Origin of the sequence: Stenotrophomonas sp. 364, assembly GCF_009832905.1 — a bacterium.
Lineage (GTDB): Bacteria > Pseudomonadota > Gammaproteobacteria > Xanthomonadales > Xanthomonadaceae > Stenotrophomonas > Stenotrophomonas maltophilia_AP.
This window is the reverse complement of record NZ_CP047135.1, coordinates 3,359,571-3,373,537: the sequence shown is the minus strand read 5'-3', so window position 1 is coordinate 3,373,537 and position 13,967 is coordinate 3,359,571. Positions and strand designations below refer to the sequence as shown.

Sequence of the window (13,967 nt, the reverse complement as noted above, 5' to 3'; positions counted from 1 at the left end):
TGCGGAGGCGATGGATCTGCGCGATGCGCGCCGCTTCATTGCCCGGCCACGCGTTCACCCTTACGCGGTGCGCGCCAACCCAAGGCGCACCAAGCGTGCTTCCACCTTTTCGCCAAACGTCTTCGGTGCATCCAGCCCCATCCGCTGCAGGTATACCGCGTCGCCATCGCCGGCCGGCTGGCGCAGGGCGGCCAGCACCGTACGCAGCTTGCTGCCGCGCGTCTGGGTGTTCTGCTTCAGCCAGCCCAACGCTTTCACCAAGTGCTGTTCGACCTCGGTGAAGTCGCTGCCCAGTGGATAGTCCGGCAGCAGCCCGGACTGGCGGAACGGCGCCAGCGCGGCACTCACCACTGCAGCGGTATTGCGCTGTTGCCAGTGCGGTGGCGCCACGAATGCCGCGTCCAGCTTCTTTGCGGCCTTGGCGGTCTGCAGCAGCGTGTCCTGGAACGCCGCATCGGTGATCGCGGTCATGCCGGTCACACAGTCCTCGTCGGTCAGGTTGCGCAGGTCGGCGATGCCGTACTCGTTGATGTAGATGTCGCGCAGGTGCCGCGGGATGGTGGTGTGCCCGTAGTTCCAGCGCACGTTGGACTGCACCTTCCCCTTGTCCTCACGCACCGCGCGGAACATCAGCGCGCTGCGGGCTTCAGGCAGCGCATGGGCCATCGCCACGAAGTTGTACTGGCCGCCCACGCCCGACACCACGCGCCCGTCTTCCAGTGCATCGGACGCTGCCGCGCCCAGCGCGGTGGCGATCATGCAGGAGTTGAAGAAACGGGCATGGCGGCGCTGCACGCGCTCCAGCGCCTCATTGCCCCCGTACAGCTGGTTGATCTCGCTGATCCGGCGCATGCCGATTGCGCCGCGCTCGTCGTCGGGCAGGTCGCGCAGCCACTGGTAGAACTCCGGCGAGCCCAGGTAGAACGCGCCATGCAGGTATTCGCCTTCGGCCTCCAGTGTCGCGTGGTCGATGGTCAGGGTGCTGCCGTTCTCGATGCGCTGCATCAGCCCCAGGTCGTCATGCACCTTGCGCCGGATCACGCCGGTCTGCACCAGCCGCCGGAAGCCCTCGTTGAGCATCTCGCTGCAGCCATACAGGCCGATCTCGAACGGGTCCAGGCCACCGCATTCGAGCACGGTGGGGTGGCTGGCCAGGCTCGGATCCAGCGCGTGCAGGATCTGCCGGTAACGGGCGTTGTCGGTATGACGCAGCACCAGCGCGTGGCTGATCGCATCGGCCAGCGTGCCAATGCCGATCTGCAGCGTGCCGCCATCCCGGACCAGCGCGCTGGCATATAGGCCGATGGCGTAGTCGGCATCCGTGACCGGTTGGCGCGGCAGCCCGAACAGAGCGGGGTAGGGCGGCGGCGGGGTGATCACCAGGTCGAAGAAGCTCACATCCACCGTCGCCGAACCGCCCAGGTAGGGCAGCTGCGGGTCGATTTCGGCGATCATCAGCGGACGCGGCAGGCCACGCGCGGCCATCGCATCCAGGGTGTCCTGGGTGATGTCGTTGTTGCACGACAGCGACAGCCGCCGATCGTCCGGCCGCATCGCCACCTTCTGCACGATCGCATGCGGCGCGCGCTGGGCCACCGCATCGGCGGCATGAGTGTAGTTGAGGCTGGTGTAGCTGCGCTGCGCCTGCGAGGAGCCGAGCAGGGCACCGGACTGCATGTAGAACTCTTCCACCTGCACGTGCGCTGGCAGGCGGTCGCGGACCATCGCGTCGGCATAGGCCAGGCGCGGGAAATCGTCGCCGAAATGGCGTTGCGCGAACGGCGCCATGAAGCGCGCCTCCAACCCGCCCGCGGCGGGCTTGGGCGGGTTCAACGACAGCGCGGTATAGATCTGCAGCGGCCGTGCCGGGTCATTCTCCACGCGTGCATACAACGCATTGAGCAGCCGATGCGGTTTGCCCAGGGCCAGCGGCGCGCCGATGCGCAGCGGGCCGTCCACCCGCTGCAGCAACCAGTCGGTGGCCGCGTCGAGGTCGGTAAGGTGATCGGTCATCCAGCGCCATCCTGCAGAGTCATGCGGGCCATTACAGCATTTCCGGTTTGAACAGACGGCGACGCGACACGTCGGTGCCGGACAGCATGAACTGCCCATCGCCACGGTAGTGCAGGGTTCGAGGCCGTTTGGGCACCTTCGCCACGTGCGCCTTGACCACCTCCCAGATGAAAAGGCCGTGTCGCTTCACCTGGCTGGCATCGTGCAGCCGGCACTCGAAGCTGGCCGGGCACTGCGCCAGCAGCGGCGCATCCACGTCGTGGGCGGGGGAGGTATCCAGCCCGAAGCGTTCGAACTTGTCGACCTCGGCACCGCTGCAGTTGCCGATGCCCACCACGGTGTCGAGCAGGTCCACGGTGGGCAGGTTGATCACGCACTGGCGGCTGCGCCGGATCAGCTCAAAACTGTGGTTGCCGCTGGAAATCATCGTACCCACTAGCGATGGCGTGAACGCCAGAACCATGTGCCAGCCCAGCGTCATCACGTTGCGCTGGCCCTTCCACGCCGAACTGACCAGCACCACCGGACCGGGTTCCAGGAAGCGGCGTACCTCGTCCACCGGGTAGTCCAGCTTTCGGTAGCGTTTCATCGCAGGCTCCGCAGGCAATGCGCCGATCCTCGCAGCGGCCGCATGAACCGGTCGTTGAAGGGGTTGACACCCGAGTCGATTACGGGCGTAATCGGATCGTCGATTACGGATGTAAATGATGAGCCAGATCAGCGAAGCCGAAGCAGTGGTGATGGACGTGTTGTGGCGCAGCCACCCGCTGGGCGCCGACGAGGTGGTGGCCGCCCTGGCGGAGCGTGACTGGGCCGAGCCCACCATCAAGACCCTGCTCAACCGGTTGTTGACCAAGGGCGCGATCAGCGCCAGCCGCGATGGGCGTCGCTACCTCTACTCGCCGGTGCTGCAGCGCCAGGCCTGGGTGGCCGAGCAGAGCAGCGGCATGCTGGACAAGCTGTTCGACGGGCGCGTGGCACCGCTGGTAGCGCACTTCAGCCAGCGCGGCGCACTCAGTCCGCAGGATATCGCCGAGCTCAAGGCGCTGATCGAGGGGCTGGACCATGGCTGAGACGCTCAACGCACTCCTGCAGGCCAGTGTGTGGCTGGCGATCACGGTGGTGCTGCTGGCCGCGGTGCGACCGCTGTTACTGGCCTTGGGTGGGGCGGCGCTGGTGTATCGCAGTTGGTGGTGCGTGCCGGTACTGCTGGTGGCGCTGCACCTGCCGTTGCCGATGGGGCCGATGGTCGATGCATTGCCGGTGCTGGCCGCCGCCGTCGCCTGGACCGCCCCGGTCGTGGTGCCCGCCGCGCCGGTGTGGCCGTGGTTGCTGCTGCTGGCGTGGGCACTGGGGGCACTGGGCATGGGCGGTGCAAGCTGGCGCGCGCAACGCCGCTTCGAGCGGGCCATGGGCACGTTGCGGCCGCGCGCCGACGGCACCTGGCAGGCCAGCGCCGACCCCGGCCTGCCGGCGTTGGTGGGGCTGTGGGCACCGCGCATCGTGGTTGGCCCGGCGTTCGAGGCGGATTTCAGCCCGGCCGAACAGCATCTGATTCTGCAGCACGAACGCAGCCATCGCCGCCATGGCGATCCCTGGGCCAATGCCGTGCTGGCCCTGCTGCGCTGCGTGTTCTGGTTCCATCCGCTGCTGCCGTGGGCGGCGCGCCGGTTCCTGCGTGACCAGGAGCTGGCCTGCGACGCACGCACGGTCGACCCGCATCCGGCCCTGCGCCGGCTCTACGCCAACGCGCTGCTCAAGGCGCAGTTGGTTCACCCGGTTGCACCGATGGCCTGCCATTGGCGCAGCCAACCGATGTTGAAGGAGCGAATTGCCATGTTGAAGGAACACAAGCGGAACGCACTGCCGTGGATGACCGGGCAGGTGCTGGTGATGGGGCTGTGCGTGGGGATGGGAACGGTGGCGTGGGCCAGCCAGGGCGGCGCAGGCGCGGGGCCGTCGACCAGCGCCGAGCCCGCCGCGCTGGCCAATGCCGCCGCGGGCGACGTGGATGCCGAGGCTCTCACCACGGCGCCGCCGACCTATCCCAAAGCGGCCTTTGACCAGGGGCTTTCCGGCAAGGTCGTGCTGCGCGTGGAGGTGGATGCGAGCGGCAAGGTGGGCAATGTCCGCGTCCTCAGTTCAACCCCGGCCGGCGTGTTCGACGCGGCCTCGGTGGCGGCGGCGAAAGAATGGACTTTCGCGCCGGCGCGTCGGAATGGAACCGCCGTTGCCTCGGCGTTGAAGATTCCGATGACGTTTGAATTGAATGCGTCGGGCCCGACACAGTGAAGCAGGGACTGCGGGCGGTGACGCTCACACTGCTGGTGAGCGGCTGTGCCGCTCATCAGCCGCTGACCACGACAGACACGGTGGACACCCGCACGGAGAACGTGAACCTGCAGCGCCTGCGGAGTGATGGCGATGGCGGGGCGGGCGCGGTGCAGCCGTATCAGCTGCAGTCCAGCCAGGGGTACCGGATGCCGCAGCTGTACGCCGCCCCCGACCCGGTGTTGGGCGACCGCGATCCCCGCCGTGAGTTGGCGCCCACGATGGTCTGCCTGCAGGTGGTGGTGGATGCCGAGGGCCGGGTGGAGCGCAGCCTGGCGCTGCTTGACCGGGCCGAATGCAAGGCCGGCGGCATGCCCGAGAACGCGCCGTTGGTGGAAGCGGCACAGGCCGCGGTGGCGCAGTGGCGTTACTCGCCCGCGGCGGTGTGCCACTACCCTGCGGGTCACGTGCCGGGGGACCGTAGCGACTGCACCGGCGCCGAACGCGTCGACCCGGTGCCGGTGAGCCTGCTGTATGCCTTCACCTTCGAGATCGTGAAAGGCAAACAGACCGTTCACCGCCAGGGGCGGTAACGCTACGCGATACCCACAGGGGGGAGAGCCACCCCATGGGTGGCTGCGCGGCGGCAGAGGAAGGCAGCGGGGCAGAGCCCCGCTCTACGTGACGCAATGAGGCAGCGGGGCAGAGCCCCGCTCTACTTTGGTGGGCCGCCCTGGATGTTGGCCTTCACCGAGGGATGCATCAGCTTCGGTTCGGCCAGCGTCGCGTCGCGTGCCTGTCGGGTGGCGACGAAGTCGGCTTCGCTGACCCCATCGCGCAGGTGGATGTTGCGCGCGCGCTGTTCGCCGATGGTGGTCTGGTTGGCCACCGCACGCCCACCGGGGCCGTAGTCATGGCAGATGAACACGCGGGTGGCGTCGGGGAGCGCCAGCAGGCGCTGGATCGACCGGTACAGCTGCGCCGCATCGCCACCGGGGAAATCGCAGCGGGCGGTGCCGCCATCGGGCATGAACAGCGAGTCCCCGGTGAACAGCGCGTCGCCGATGCGGTAGGCCACGCTGTCGCTGGTGTGGCCGGGCACCGCGATCACCTCGGCATCGATGCCGCCCAGTGCGAAATGCTCGCCATCGGCGAACAGGTGGTCGAACTGCGACCCGTCGGTCGCCACGTCCAGCGCGTAACGCGGCGCGAAGGTCTTCTGCACCTGCACGATCCCGTCGCCCATCGCCAACGTGGCTTGTGGCCACTGCTGCCTGAGCCAGCGGCCGGCACTGACGTGGTCGGCATGGGCGTGGGTTTCCAGCAGCCAGTGCACCTGCAGCGCGTTGTCCTGCACGTGGGCAAGCAGCGGCTGCAGCGGCCCGGAACCGAGCGCGTCGGTGTCCGGGTCGTAGTCCAGCACCGGATCGATCACCGCAGCCTGCAACGTCGCCGGATCATGCACCACGTAGCTGAAGGTGTGGCTGTCGGGGTGGAAGAAACTGGCGACGTGCAGTGACATGGGGGTTCCTCAGCGTTTGCCCAGCGTGGCGTTGAGCAGCACGGCCAGGCGTTCGCCGGCCAGGCGCAGCTCCTGTTCCGCAACCGGGCGGTAGGTCGCGGCATACTCCGGCGCAAGCGTACGCTTGCCCGGGTAAACGCCAGGTGCAATGGCGATGCGGCAGCTGGCCTCGGCCCACTGCACCGCGTCGGTGTTGATGCTCGAGCGCTTGCCCAGCTTGGGTGCGGGCAGGGCCATCAGGCGTTTGAGGTACTGGTCGTCATCGAGCTTGAGCTCGTTGAGCATGCCGCTGTCCCATAGCGAGTGCAGGTTGGTGCCGCGGTTGTTGAACTGCACCTGGAAGTCGTTGCCGCCCTTGTCGTGGCCGTAACCGGCATGCATGGGCTGGTGGATGTCGCCGGTGAAATGCACCACGAACTTCAGCGCCTGGGCGCGCTCGGCATCGCTCTTGCTGCGGTCGCCGAGGATCGCGGTCTGCACCTTCAACGCCTCGACAATGCAGTTGCCGCCCTTGCAGTGCTTCTGCACCTCGTAATGGCAGTTGTCTTCGCCGATGTTGACGTAATGCCAGCGCGCCGAGCGTTTGCCCAGGCCCGGGTCCTTGGCGCGCAGCTGGTCCGCCCAGGGGGCGATGGCGTGCAGGGTCGGGTCGGGCTCGCTGGCGAGCAGGCGGTTCACTTCGGCCTGGGCCGCCGGCGTGAGGCGCGTTTCGGCCACGCGGGCGACCAGGCGGTGGCCTTGTGCGCCCCAGGCCAGGGCATCGGTGGAAACAAGGGTGAGGGCCAGGGCGAGGGCCGTGGCCGGAATCAGGGAGGCGATCTTCATCGGCCTCATTCTAGCGGGCTGCCTGCGGGGCGGCTTGGCCGGATCTGGCTGGCGGCGCGCGCGGGCGATAGGCTGGGGCCTGGACGACCACGGGAGCAGCGGCAGTGCAGAAGGTCTTGGGCCTGATCGGCGGGATGAGCTGGGAAAGTTCGGCGCACTACTACCGGATGATCAATGAGCAGGTACGCGATGCCTTGGGTGGCATGCACTCGGCGCGCATGCTGCTGTGGTCGTTCGACTTCGCCGATATCGAGGCGATGCAGCGGGCGGGCGACTGGGCCGCCGCCACGGCGGCAATGGTCGATGTTGCGCGTCGGCTGCAAGGGGCCGGGGCAACGGCGCTGGTGATCTGCACCAACACGATGCACCTGATGGCCGACGAGGTGCAGGCAGCCGTGGAAGTGCCGTTGCTGCACATCGCCGATCCGGTGGGGGAGGCGATCGGCGCGCTGGGGCTTGCGCGGGTGGGCTTGCTCGGCACGGCCTTTACCATGGAGCAGGATTTCTACCGGGTGCGGCTGGCGCAGCGGCACGGGCTGGAAGTCCTGGTGCCCGACGCCGACGACCGTGCGCAGGTGCACCGGATCATTTACGAGGAACTGGTGCAGGGGCGAGTGCTGGATTCATCGCGCGCGGTGTACCGGGCGGTGATGCAGCGGCTGGTCGACCGCGGCGCGCAGGCGATCATCCTGGGCTGCACCGAGATCATGCTGCTGGTAGGCGACGAGGATGCCACCGTGCCGCTGTTCGACACGGCAGCGCTGCATGCGCAGGCCGCAGCCCGGCATCTTCTTGCACCGCGGTAGAGCCACCCCATGGGTGGCTGCCTTTCGATCCCCAAAAGGTCCTTCCCAAATGCGCGAGAGGCAGAAGACTGACCCTGCTTGCACCCCGGCCCTCGACACTTGGCTGGTGGCCTAGGAGAGAGCCAAGGGCGCCCAACGAGCGGCTCTGCACTTCTTTGCATGCCGATAGCGTGTCCAAGGGCAGGTGCGGGTGGAGGGGCGGGACCCTCCACCGCATGGATGCGGTGGCGGAGCCTACAAGGACGTACTTGCGGCGTGTCCCGCCCCTCCACCCGCACCTGACCACGCACGTACAGGCATGCACTCGCCGCTCTGGTTCTGGTAGCTATTGCGCAAACGGGAGAAAAGCCAAAAAAAATCCCCGGCCGAGGCCGGGGATAAACGCTTGCTGCGAGGGGTGTTGCGCTTGTCAGTCCCGATCCGCCGATCAGAACTTGAACACGTAGGACACGCCGTAGGCCAGCGGGTCGATGTTGACGGTGCCGATCTTCTCGCCGTCGAGCTTCACCTTGCTGTCGATGTCCATCCAACGCACATCGACGCGAAGCGAGCCCTTGTCGTTGATCGCGAAATCCAGACCGGCGTGCGCCGCCAGGCCCCAGGAGTCGTCCATCTTCAGCTTGCTGCCGGCCAGCGCGCCGCTGGTCTTCTCGCTGAAGAACGTGGTGTAGTTGATGCCGGCGCCCACGAACGGGGACACCTTGCCCTTGCTGTTGAAGTGGTATTGCAGTGACACCACCGGCGGCAGGTGCTTGGTGCTGCCCACGTTGCCCAGGCCGGCGATGTTGATGTCGTGCTTGAACGGCAGCGCGGCCAGGATCTCGATGCCCAGATTGTCGGCAATGAAGTACTCACCGGTGATGGTCGGCTTGACGTCGTTGTCGACGTCCACCTTCAGCGTGCCGCCGGCCAGCGAGCCGTTGTTGGACTTCGGGGCGACCTGGTGCACGCCGGCACCGATCGTCCAGTCGCCCTTGGACTGGGCCATGGCCGGGGCGGCAGCCAGCGCAAGTGCGGCGGCCAGGGCGGACAGCAGGAGGGGGGAGGTGTTGCGCATGAGGGTGTCTCGTTGCGGGTGGAATGGGGCCAGTTTTCCCGTCCCGGGCCCACCGCGCCTTGATCCGGATCAATCCAGGAATTTCCACATGTAACCGGTTCCCATTTGCCTCCCGGGGGCCGGGTCCGGTCTGGCCCTGCTAGAATGAGCGCCCCTTTCCATCGGCGCCGCACCGTCGCGGCTGCAGGAGCTTGTGAACATGGCAATCAAGGTTGGCATCAACGGTTTCGGTCGCATCGGGCGCAACGTGCTGCGCTCGGCCGTGCTGAACTTCGGCAATGACATCGAAATCGTCGCCATCAACGATCTGCTGGAGCCGGACTACCTGGCATACATGCTGAAGTACGACTCCGTGCATGGCCGCTTCAAGGCCGACGTGGAAGTGTCCGGCAGCGACCTGCTCGTCAACGGCAAGAAGATCCGCCTGACCCAGGAGCGCGACCCGGCCAACCTGAAGTGGGACGAAGTGGGCGTGGACGTGGTGATCGAGTCCACCGGCCTGTTCCTGACCAAGGACACCGCGCAGAAGCACATCGATGCCGGTGCCAAGAAGGTGATCCTGTCGGCGCCGTCCAAGGACGATACCCCGATGTTCGTGTTCGGCGTGAACGACAGCACCTACGCCGGCCAGGCCATCATCTCCAACGCCTCGTGCACCACCAACTGCCTGGCCCCGCTGGCAAAGGTCATCAATGACAAGTGGGGCATCAAGCGCGGCCTGATGACCACCGTGCATGCGGCCACCGCCACGCAGAAGACCGTCGATGGCCCGTCCAACAAGGACTGGCGCGGCGGCCGCGGCATCCTGGAGAACATCATTCCGTCCTCCACCGGTGCAGCCAAGGCCGTGGGCGTGGTGATTCCGGAACTGAACAAGAAGCTCACCGGCATGAGCTTCCGCGTGCCGACCTCGGACGTGTCGGTGGTCGACCTGACCGTCGAGCTGGAAAAGGAAGCCACCTACGCCGAGATCTGCGCCGAAGTGAAGGCACAGAGCGAAGGCGCGCTGAAGGGCATCCTGGGCTACACCGAAGACAAGGTGGTGGCCACCGACTTCCGCGGCGAGACCCACACCTCGGTGTTCGATGCCGATGCCGGCATCGCGCTGGACAGCACCTTCGTCAAGCTGGTGTCGTGGTACGACAACGAATGGGGCTACTCCAACAAGTGCCTGGAAATGGCCAAGGTTGTCGCCGCCAAGTAAGCCTGGCGCTGCCTCGGTAACACCTGCGAACCCCGGCCCCGTGCCGGGGTTCGTCGTTTTGAGGAGGCGGGGCGCCCGCGGGGGTGCCTGCCCCGCAGCCGCCGCCGATCCATTAGCATGGCCGCGTGCCACCGGCATGGCGTTGGCAGGATGCCGCCGGGGCTTCCCTATGAGGATGGCGTGGAATGGAAGCGTTGATTGCCTTGGTGGCGGTGGTGCTGCTGCTGATCCCGGTGCTGCTGATCGTGGCGCTGGTGATGATCGCCGGCCTGCGTCGGCGGGTTGCGGCGTTGGAACTGCAGCAGTTCGACGGTCGGCCGGCCCATGTCGCTGACCCCGCACGCGCCGAAGCGCCCGGGGCGCGTTCGGTGCATTGGGCCGACCAGCCCTACCAGGCCCGCGCACCGGTGGCTGCCGCCGCCGGACCGCCCGCCAACGCAACCGGGCCGTCCCTGCCAGAAGCCACGGCGTCGACCGCGCCTGTCGAGGCGGCCGCTCCGGCGCCTGTCGCGCCCCCCAGCCGGCCGCCACCGCTGCTGCCGGCCCCCAGCACGCCGCCGTCGCCTTCGGGGCCGGGCCTGGGCGAGCCCATTGTGGGGGCCATCAAACACTGGTTCACCGACGGCAATGTGCCGGTCAAGATCGGCATGCTGGTGCTGCTGGCGGGTGTCGCCGCGCTGCTCAAGTACGCCAGTGACCAGGGCTGGTTGAACGCACCGATCGAGCTGAGGTTGGCGGCCATTGCCGCCGCTGCGCTGGGCGGGCTGGTATTCGGCTGGGTCCAGCGCGACCGCCGGCGCCTGTTTGCGCTGGCGCTGCAGGGCGGGGCGATCGGCGTGCTGCTGCTGACCATCTTTGCCGCGTTCAAGCGCTACGACCTGATCGATGCCTTGCCGGCCTTTGCGATGAGCGTACTGCTCATTGCCGGCATGGGCGTGCTGGCCGTGGTGCAGAACTCGCGCACGCTGGCGGTGCTGGGCATCCTGGCCGGGTTCATGGCGCCGATCTGGCTGTCCACCGGCAGCGGCAACCACGTGGCGCTGTTCTCGTACTACGCCGTGCTCAATGCGGCGATCCTGGCCATTGCCTGGTGGCGCCCGTGGCGCGTACTCAACCTGCTCGGGTTTGCTTTCACTTTCGGCATCGGCACCGCGTGGGGCGTGCTGCAGTACAACGCCGACAAGTTCAGCAGCACCGAGCCGTTCCTGCTGCTGTTCTTCGCCTTCTACCTGCTGATTCCGATCCTGTATGGCCGTCGCCAGCCGGCGGAGACGCGCGACCTGGTCGACGGCAGCCTGGTGTTCGGTACGCCGCTGATCGCCTTCTCGCTGCAGGCAGGCATGCTGCATGACGACCGGCTTGCACTGTCCCTGTGTGCCCTGGGCCTGGCGGCGTTGTACGCGGTGCTCGGCTGGGCGCTGATCCGGCGTCCGCGTTACGCCGCATTGGGCCAGTCGCACGCGGTGCTGGCCGTGGGCTTTGCCACCCTGGCGGTACCGTTGGCCCTGTCTGCGCGCGCCACCGCCAGCGTGTTCGCGCTGGAAGGCGCCGGGCTGGTCTGGCTGGGCCTGCGCCAGAAGCGGTGGCTGCCCCAGATCGCCGGCGCGCTGCTGCAGCTGGGCGCGGCGTTCGGGTTCGTGGTGGGCGCCGACTACTGGCACAGCGATGCCACCGCGATCGCCAATCCCACCTTCATGAGCGGGCTGCTGCTGGCCGTGGCCGGCTTCGCTTCGGCGTGGTGCTACCGGCGCGCACGCCAGGATTCGCCCGCCATCGTGTATTACCTGTGGGGCCTGCTGTGGTGGCTGGGCGGCGTGATCCACGAGGTGGGCCGGTTCGTCGACCGCGACAGCCGCCCGGATGCCCTGCTGATCGCGGTGGCCTTCAGCGCCTGGGTGGCGGCCGAAGTACATCGCCGCGCACCGGCCCGCGCACTGGTGCTGACCACGCTGGCGATGCTGCTGGCCGCGTTCCCGCTGGCGCTGTGGCAGGCCGACGTGCACCAGCAGCCGTTCGCCGGCTATGGCGCGCTGGCCTGGGCCGTGTTCGCGCTGCTGGGCGTGCGCAGCCTGTGGTGCCTGCGCGGTGGGCAGGACCGGGTGGCGCTGGCGGCACAGTTCAGCTGGTGGTTGTTGTGGCCCAGCGTCGTGTCGCTGGCGTGCATGTGGCTGGCCGATCGCTTCGCGCTGGCGCAGGGCTGGTCGCTGGCGCTGGCCCTGCTGCCGTGGCTGCTGGTCGCCGCTACCGCACTGCTGCGCTGGCCGTGGTTGGCGATGCCGCTGGGGGCACGCTTCGACGTCCTGCGTAGCGCGCTCACCGCCACGCTGTTTGGTGTGCTGGGCGTGAGCTGGCTGTGCCTGCTGGTCCAACCGGCCTCGCCCGCACCGCTGCCGTGGCTGCCCCTGCTCAATCCGATGGAACTGGCGCAGCTGGCCGTGCTGGCACTGGCGGCGCGATGGCTGTGGTCGGCACCGGCACCGGCCGGGCTGCGCGGTCAGCGCGTCCCGGTGCTGGCCATCGCCGGCTTCGCCCTGCTCACCAGCACCACCCTGCACAGCGTGCACCACTGGGGCGGGGTGGCCTGGAACGACGCGCTGTGGTCGTCGACCCTGGCCCAGACCAGCCTCACCCTGGTCTGGAGCGTGCTCGGCGTGATCAGCTGGGTGTGGGGCTCGCGCCGCGGCCAGCGCACCCTGTGGCTGGTGGGCGCGGTGCTGATGGGCGTCGTGTTGGCCAAACTGGTGCTGATCGATCGCCAGCACCTGGGCAACCTGCTTGGCATTTCCTCCTTCATCGCCTACGGCCTGCTGTGCACGGTTGTGGGCTACCTCGCGCCGGCACCGCCGCGCGCGCCGGACGTTACCGTGGAGCCTCAGTCGTGATGACGTTGCGTACCTTGATCGCCGTGTTGTCCCTGGCCGCAGTGCCGTCGCTGGCGCAGTCCGCCGATGCGCGCCAGGACTACCGCCAGCAATGGCCGTTGCAGCTGTCCCAGCCACAGGCCGGGGCATACCGGGTGATGCTAAATGAAGCGGTATACCGCAGCGCGGTGTCGCCGCGGCTGGCCGATGTGCAGGTGTTCAACGTACAAGGCCAGGCATTGCCCACCACGCTGCTGAGCGCCGACCAGCCGCTGGCGCGCCCGGCGCAGTGGCAGGACCTGGCCTGGTTTCCGCTGCCGGCGATGGCCGGCGCCGGTGCCGATGACCTGCAGTTGCTGACCGAACGCAACACCGACGGCAGCGTGCGCCGGGTGGAAGCGCGCCTGGGCCGCAGCGGCGGCGGCAGTGCGCAGGCCGCCGGGTGGCTGATCGATGCGAGTGCGCTGAAAGTGGGCGTGCAGGCGCTGCGTCTGGACTGGCAGGTGCAGTCGTCGCTGCAGGCGCGGGTGCGGGTGGAGGCCAGCGACGATCTTCGCCAGTGGCAGCGGATTGCCGACGACGTGCCGTTGGTGGACCTGCAGCACGATGGGCGTCGCCTGCAGCAGCGGCGCATCGAGATCGGCCGCCAGGCGCGCTATTTCCGCATTTTGCCGATCGGCGCCGATGCGCTGCCGGTGCTGTCCAACGTGCAGGCCGAACTGGCCCCGGCGCTGGAGGCGATCGACTGGCGCTGGGAATCGCTGGCAGGCGCGGCCGGCAAGCCGGGCGAGTTCGAGTACCAGCTGCAGGGGCGCTTTCCGATTGCCCAGGTCGACATCAGCACCGCCGACAACAGCGTGGTGCAGTGGACCCTGCTCAGCCGCGATGACACGGCGCAGCCGTGGCAGGTGCGCGCAGGCCCGTGGGTGGCTTACCAGGTGCAGGACGCCGCCGAACGTCGTCGGTCGCAGACACAGTCATTGCCGGTTCCCACGCGTGACCGTTACTGGAAGCTGGTGGCAGCGCAGGCCGAGCCGAACCAGGCGCCCACGTTGAAACTGGGCTACCAGCCCGAGGCGCTGGTGTTCCTGAGCCAGGGCGAGCCGCCGTACAGCGTGGCCGCCGGCAGCGTGCGCGCCGGCCGCAGCGATGCGCCGGTGGGTACGGTGATCGCGCAACTGCGCGCGCAGCAGGGCGCGCAATGGCAGCCGGCCGCCGCGACGCTGCAGGGGCAGGCGCAGGTGCTGGGCGGCGACGCCGCCGTGGCCCCGCAGCGCGATTGGAAGCAGTGGCTGCTGTGGGGGCTGCTGGTGCTGGGCGTGCTGATCGTGGGTGGCTTTGCGGTGAGCGTGCTGCGGCAGAAGCCTGGGGATGTTGGTGGTTGATTGTTGTTGCTGTTTTTTTGCTG

12 protein-coding genes are annotated in these 13,967 nt (G+C 68.1%); 7 read left to right on the top strand and 5 right to left on the bottom strand.

The window, feature by feature from the left end; genetic code table 11:
- Positions 1 to 60: 60 nt before the first annotated feature.
- Positions 61 to 2,013, bottom strand: a complete 1,953-nt coding sequence (locus GQ674_RS15230; protein ID WP_159497749.1) for an acetyl-CoA hydrolase/transferase C-terminal domain-containing protein — start codon at positions 2,011 to 2,013, stop codon at positions 61 to 63.
- 31 nt (positions 2,014 to 2,044) lie between these two features.
- Positions 2,045 to 2,602, bottom strand: coding sequence for a flavin reductase family protein (locus GQ674_RS15225; protein ID WP_159497748.1), 558 nt, complete (start codon positions 2,600 to 2,602; stop codon positions 2,045 to 2,047).
- A gap of 118 nt (positions 2,603 to 2,720) precedes the next feature.
- Between GQ674_RS15225 and GQ674_RS15220 the strand changes: the two genes are divergently transcribed.
- From GQ674_RS15220 to GQ674_RS15210, 3 genes are read left to right on the top strand one after another with little or no spacing between them, the layout of a single operon-like run.
- On the top strand, positions 2,721 to 3,086 hold the full coding sequence (locus tag GQ674_RS15220; RefSeq protein ID WP_137190198.1) for a BlaI/MecI/CopY family transcriptional regulator: 366 nt from the start codon (positions 2,721 to 2,723) through the stop codon (positions 3,084 to 3,086).
- Positions 3,079 to 4,305 carry a TonB family protein gene (locus GQ674_RS15215; RefSeq protein WP_159497747.1) on the top strand — a complete coding sequence of 409 codons (1,227 nt, stop codon included), beginning with the start codon at positions 3,079 to 3,081 and terminating at the stop codon, positions 4,303 to 4,305. The genes GQ674_RS15220 and GQ674_RS15215 overlap by 8 nt, the downstream gene beginning before the upstream one ends.
- 17 nt (positions 4,306 to 4,322) lie before the next feature.
- Complete coding sequence (locus GQ674_RS15210; protein WP_236546098.1) at positions 4,323 to 4,877, top strand: hypothetical protein; 555 nt, start codon at positions 4,323 to 4,325, stop codon at positions 4,875 to 4,877.
- 122 nt (positions 4,878 to 4,999) lie between these two features.
- Here the strand turns inward: GQ674_RS15210 and GQ674_RS15205 are convergent, their stop codons facing one another.
- Positions 5,000 to 5,806, bottom strand: a complete 807-nt coding sequence (locus GQ674_RS15205) for an MBL fold metallo-hydrolase (RefSeq protein ID WP_159497746.1) — start codon at positions 5,804 to 5,806, stop codon at positions 5,000 to 5,002.
- A 9-nt stretch (positions 5,807 to 5,815) separates the two neighbouring features.
- On the bottom strand, positions 5,816 to 6,631 hold the full coding sequence (locus tag GQ674_RS15200) for a S1/P1 nuclease (RefSeq protein ID WP_159497745.1): 816 nt from the start codon (positions 6,629 to 6,631) through the stop codon (positions 5,816 to 5,818).
- 134 nt (positions 6,632 to 6,765) lie between these two features.
- Between GQ674_RS15200 and GQ674_RS15195 the strand changes: the two genes are divergently transcribed.
- Positions 6,766 to 7,437 carry an aspartate/glutamate racemase family protein gene (locus tag GQ674_RS15195; RefSeq protein WP_236546315.1) on the top strand — a complete coding sequence of 224 codons (672 nt, stop codon included), beginning with the start codon at positions 6,766 to 6,768 and terminating at the stop codon, positions 7,435 to 7,437.
- Between the two features lie 427 nt (positions 7,438 to 7,864).
- On the opposite strand, the gene GQ674_RS15190 is transcribed toward GQ674_RS15195, so the two are convergent.
- Positions 7,865 to 8,494: an OmpW family outer membrane protein gene (locus tag GQ674_RS15190; RefSeq protein WP_038686559.1), complete on the bottom strand. Its 630-nt coding sequence runs from the start codon at positions 8,492 to 8,494 to the stop codon at positions 7,865 to 7,867.
- 199 nt (positions 8,495 to 8,693) lie between these two features.
- Here GQ674_RS15190 and gap point away from each other — a divergent pair, with 199 nt between their 5' ends.
- The 3 genes from gap to GQ674_RS15175 all read left to right on the top strand — a co-directional run bounded on the left by gap (position 8,694) and on the right by GQ674_RS15175 (position 13,944).
- Positions 8,694 to 9,698, top strand: coding sequence for a type I glyceraldehyde-3-phosphate dehydrogenase (gap, locus tag GQ674_RS15185; protein WP_038686561.1), 1,005 nt, complete (start codon positions 8,694 to 8,696; stop codon positions 9,696 to 9,698).
- Positions 9,699 to 9,883: 185 nt separating this feature from the next.
- On the top strand, positions 9,884 to 12,580 hold the full coding sequence (locus GQ674_RS15180; protein ID WP_159497744.1) for a DUF2339 domain-containing protein: 2,697 nt from the start codon (positions 9,884 to 9,886) through the stop codon (positions 12,578 to 12,580).
- A complete protein-coding gene (locus GQ674_RS15175; protein WP_159497743.1) occupies positions 12,580 to 13,944 on the top strand; it encodes a DUF3999 domain-containing protein in 1,365 nt (454 codons plus the stop codon). Before GQ674_RS15180 ends, GQ674_RS15175 begins: the two co-directional genes overlap by 1 nt.
- The last annotated feature ends 23 nt before the right edge of the window (positions 13,945 to 13,967 follow it).

Bases quoted from the DNA above. Each gene is read 5' to 3' on its own strand.
- GQ674_RS15195 (WP_236546315.1), top strand. From the start codon at position 6,766: ATGAGCTGGGAAAGTTCGGCGCACTACTACCGGATGATCAATGAGCAG.
- gap (WP_038686561.1), top strand. From the start codon at position 8,694: ATGGCAATCAAGGTTGGCATCAACGGTTTCGGTCGCATCGGGCGCAAC.
- GQ674_RS15225 (WP_159497748.1), bottom strand. From the start codon at position 2,602: ATGAAACGCTACCGAAAGCTGGACTACCCGGTGGACGAGGTACGCCGC.
- GQ674_RS15205 (WP_159497746.1), bottom strand. From the start codon at position 5,806: ATGTCACTGCACGTCGCCAGTTTCTTCCACCCCGACAGCCACACCTTC.
- GQ674_RS15180 (WP_159497744.1), top strand. From the start codon at position 9,884: ATGGAAGCGTTGATTGCCTTGGTGGCGGTGGTGCTGCTGCTGATCCCG.
- GQ674_RS15215 (WP_159497747.1), top strand. From the start codon at position 3,079: ATGGCTGAGACGCTCAACGCACTCCTGCAGGCCAGTGTGTGGCTGGCG.
- GQ674_RS15220 (WP_137190198.1), top strand. From the start codon at position 2,721: ATGAGCCAGATCAGCGAAGCCGAAGCAGTGGTGATGGACGTGTTGTGG.
- GQ674_RS15230 (WP_159497749.1), bottom strand. From the start codon at position 2,013: ATGACCGATCACCTTACCGACCTCGACGCGGCCACCGACTGGTTGCTG.
- GQ674_RS15175 (WP_159497743.1), top strand. From the start codon at position 12,580: ATGACGTTGCGTACCTTGATCGCCGTGTTGTCCCTGGCCGCAGTGCCG.
- GQ674_RS15200 (WP_159497745.1), bottom strand. From the start codon at position 6,631: ATGAAGATCGCCTCCCTGATTCCGGCCACGGCCCTCGCCCTGGCCCTC.
- GQ674_RS15190 (WP_038686559.1), bottom strand. From the start codon at position 8,494: ATGCGCAACACCTCCCCCCTCCTGCTGTCCGCCCTGGCCGCCGCACTT.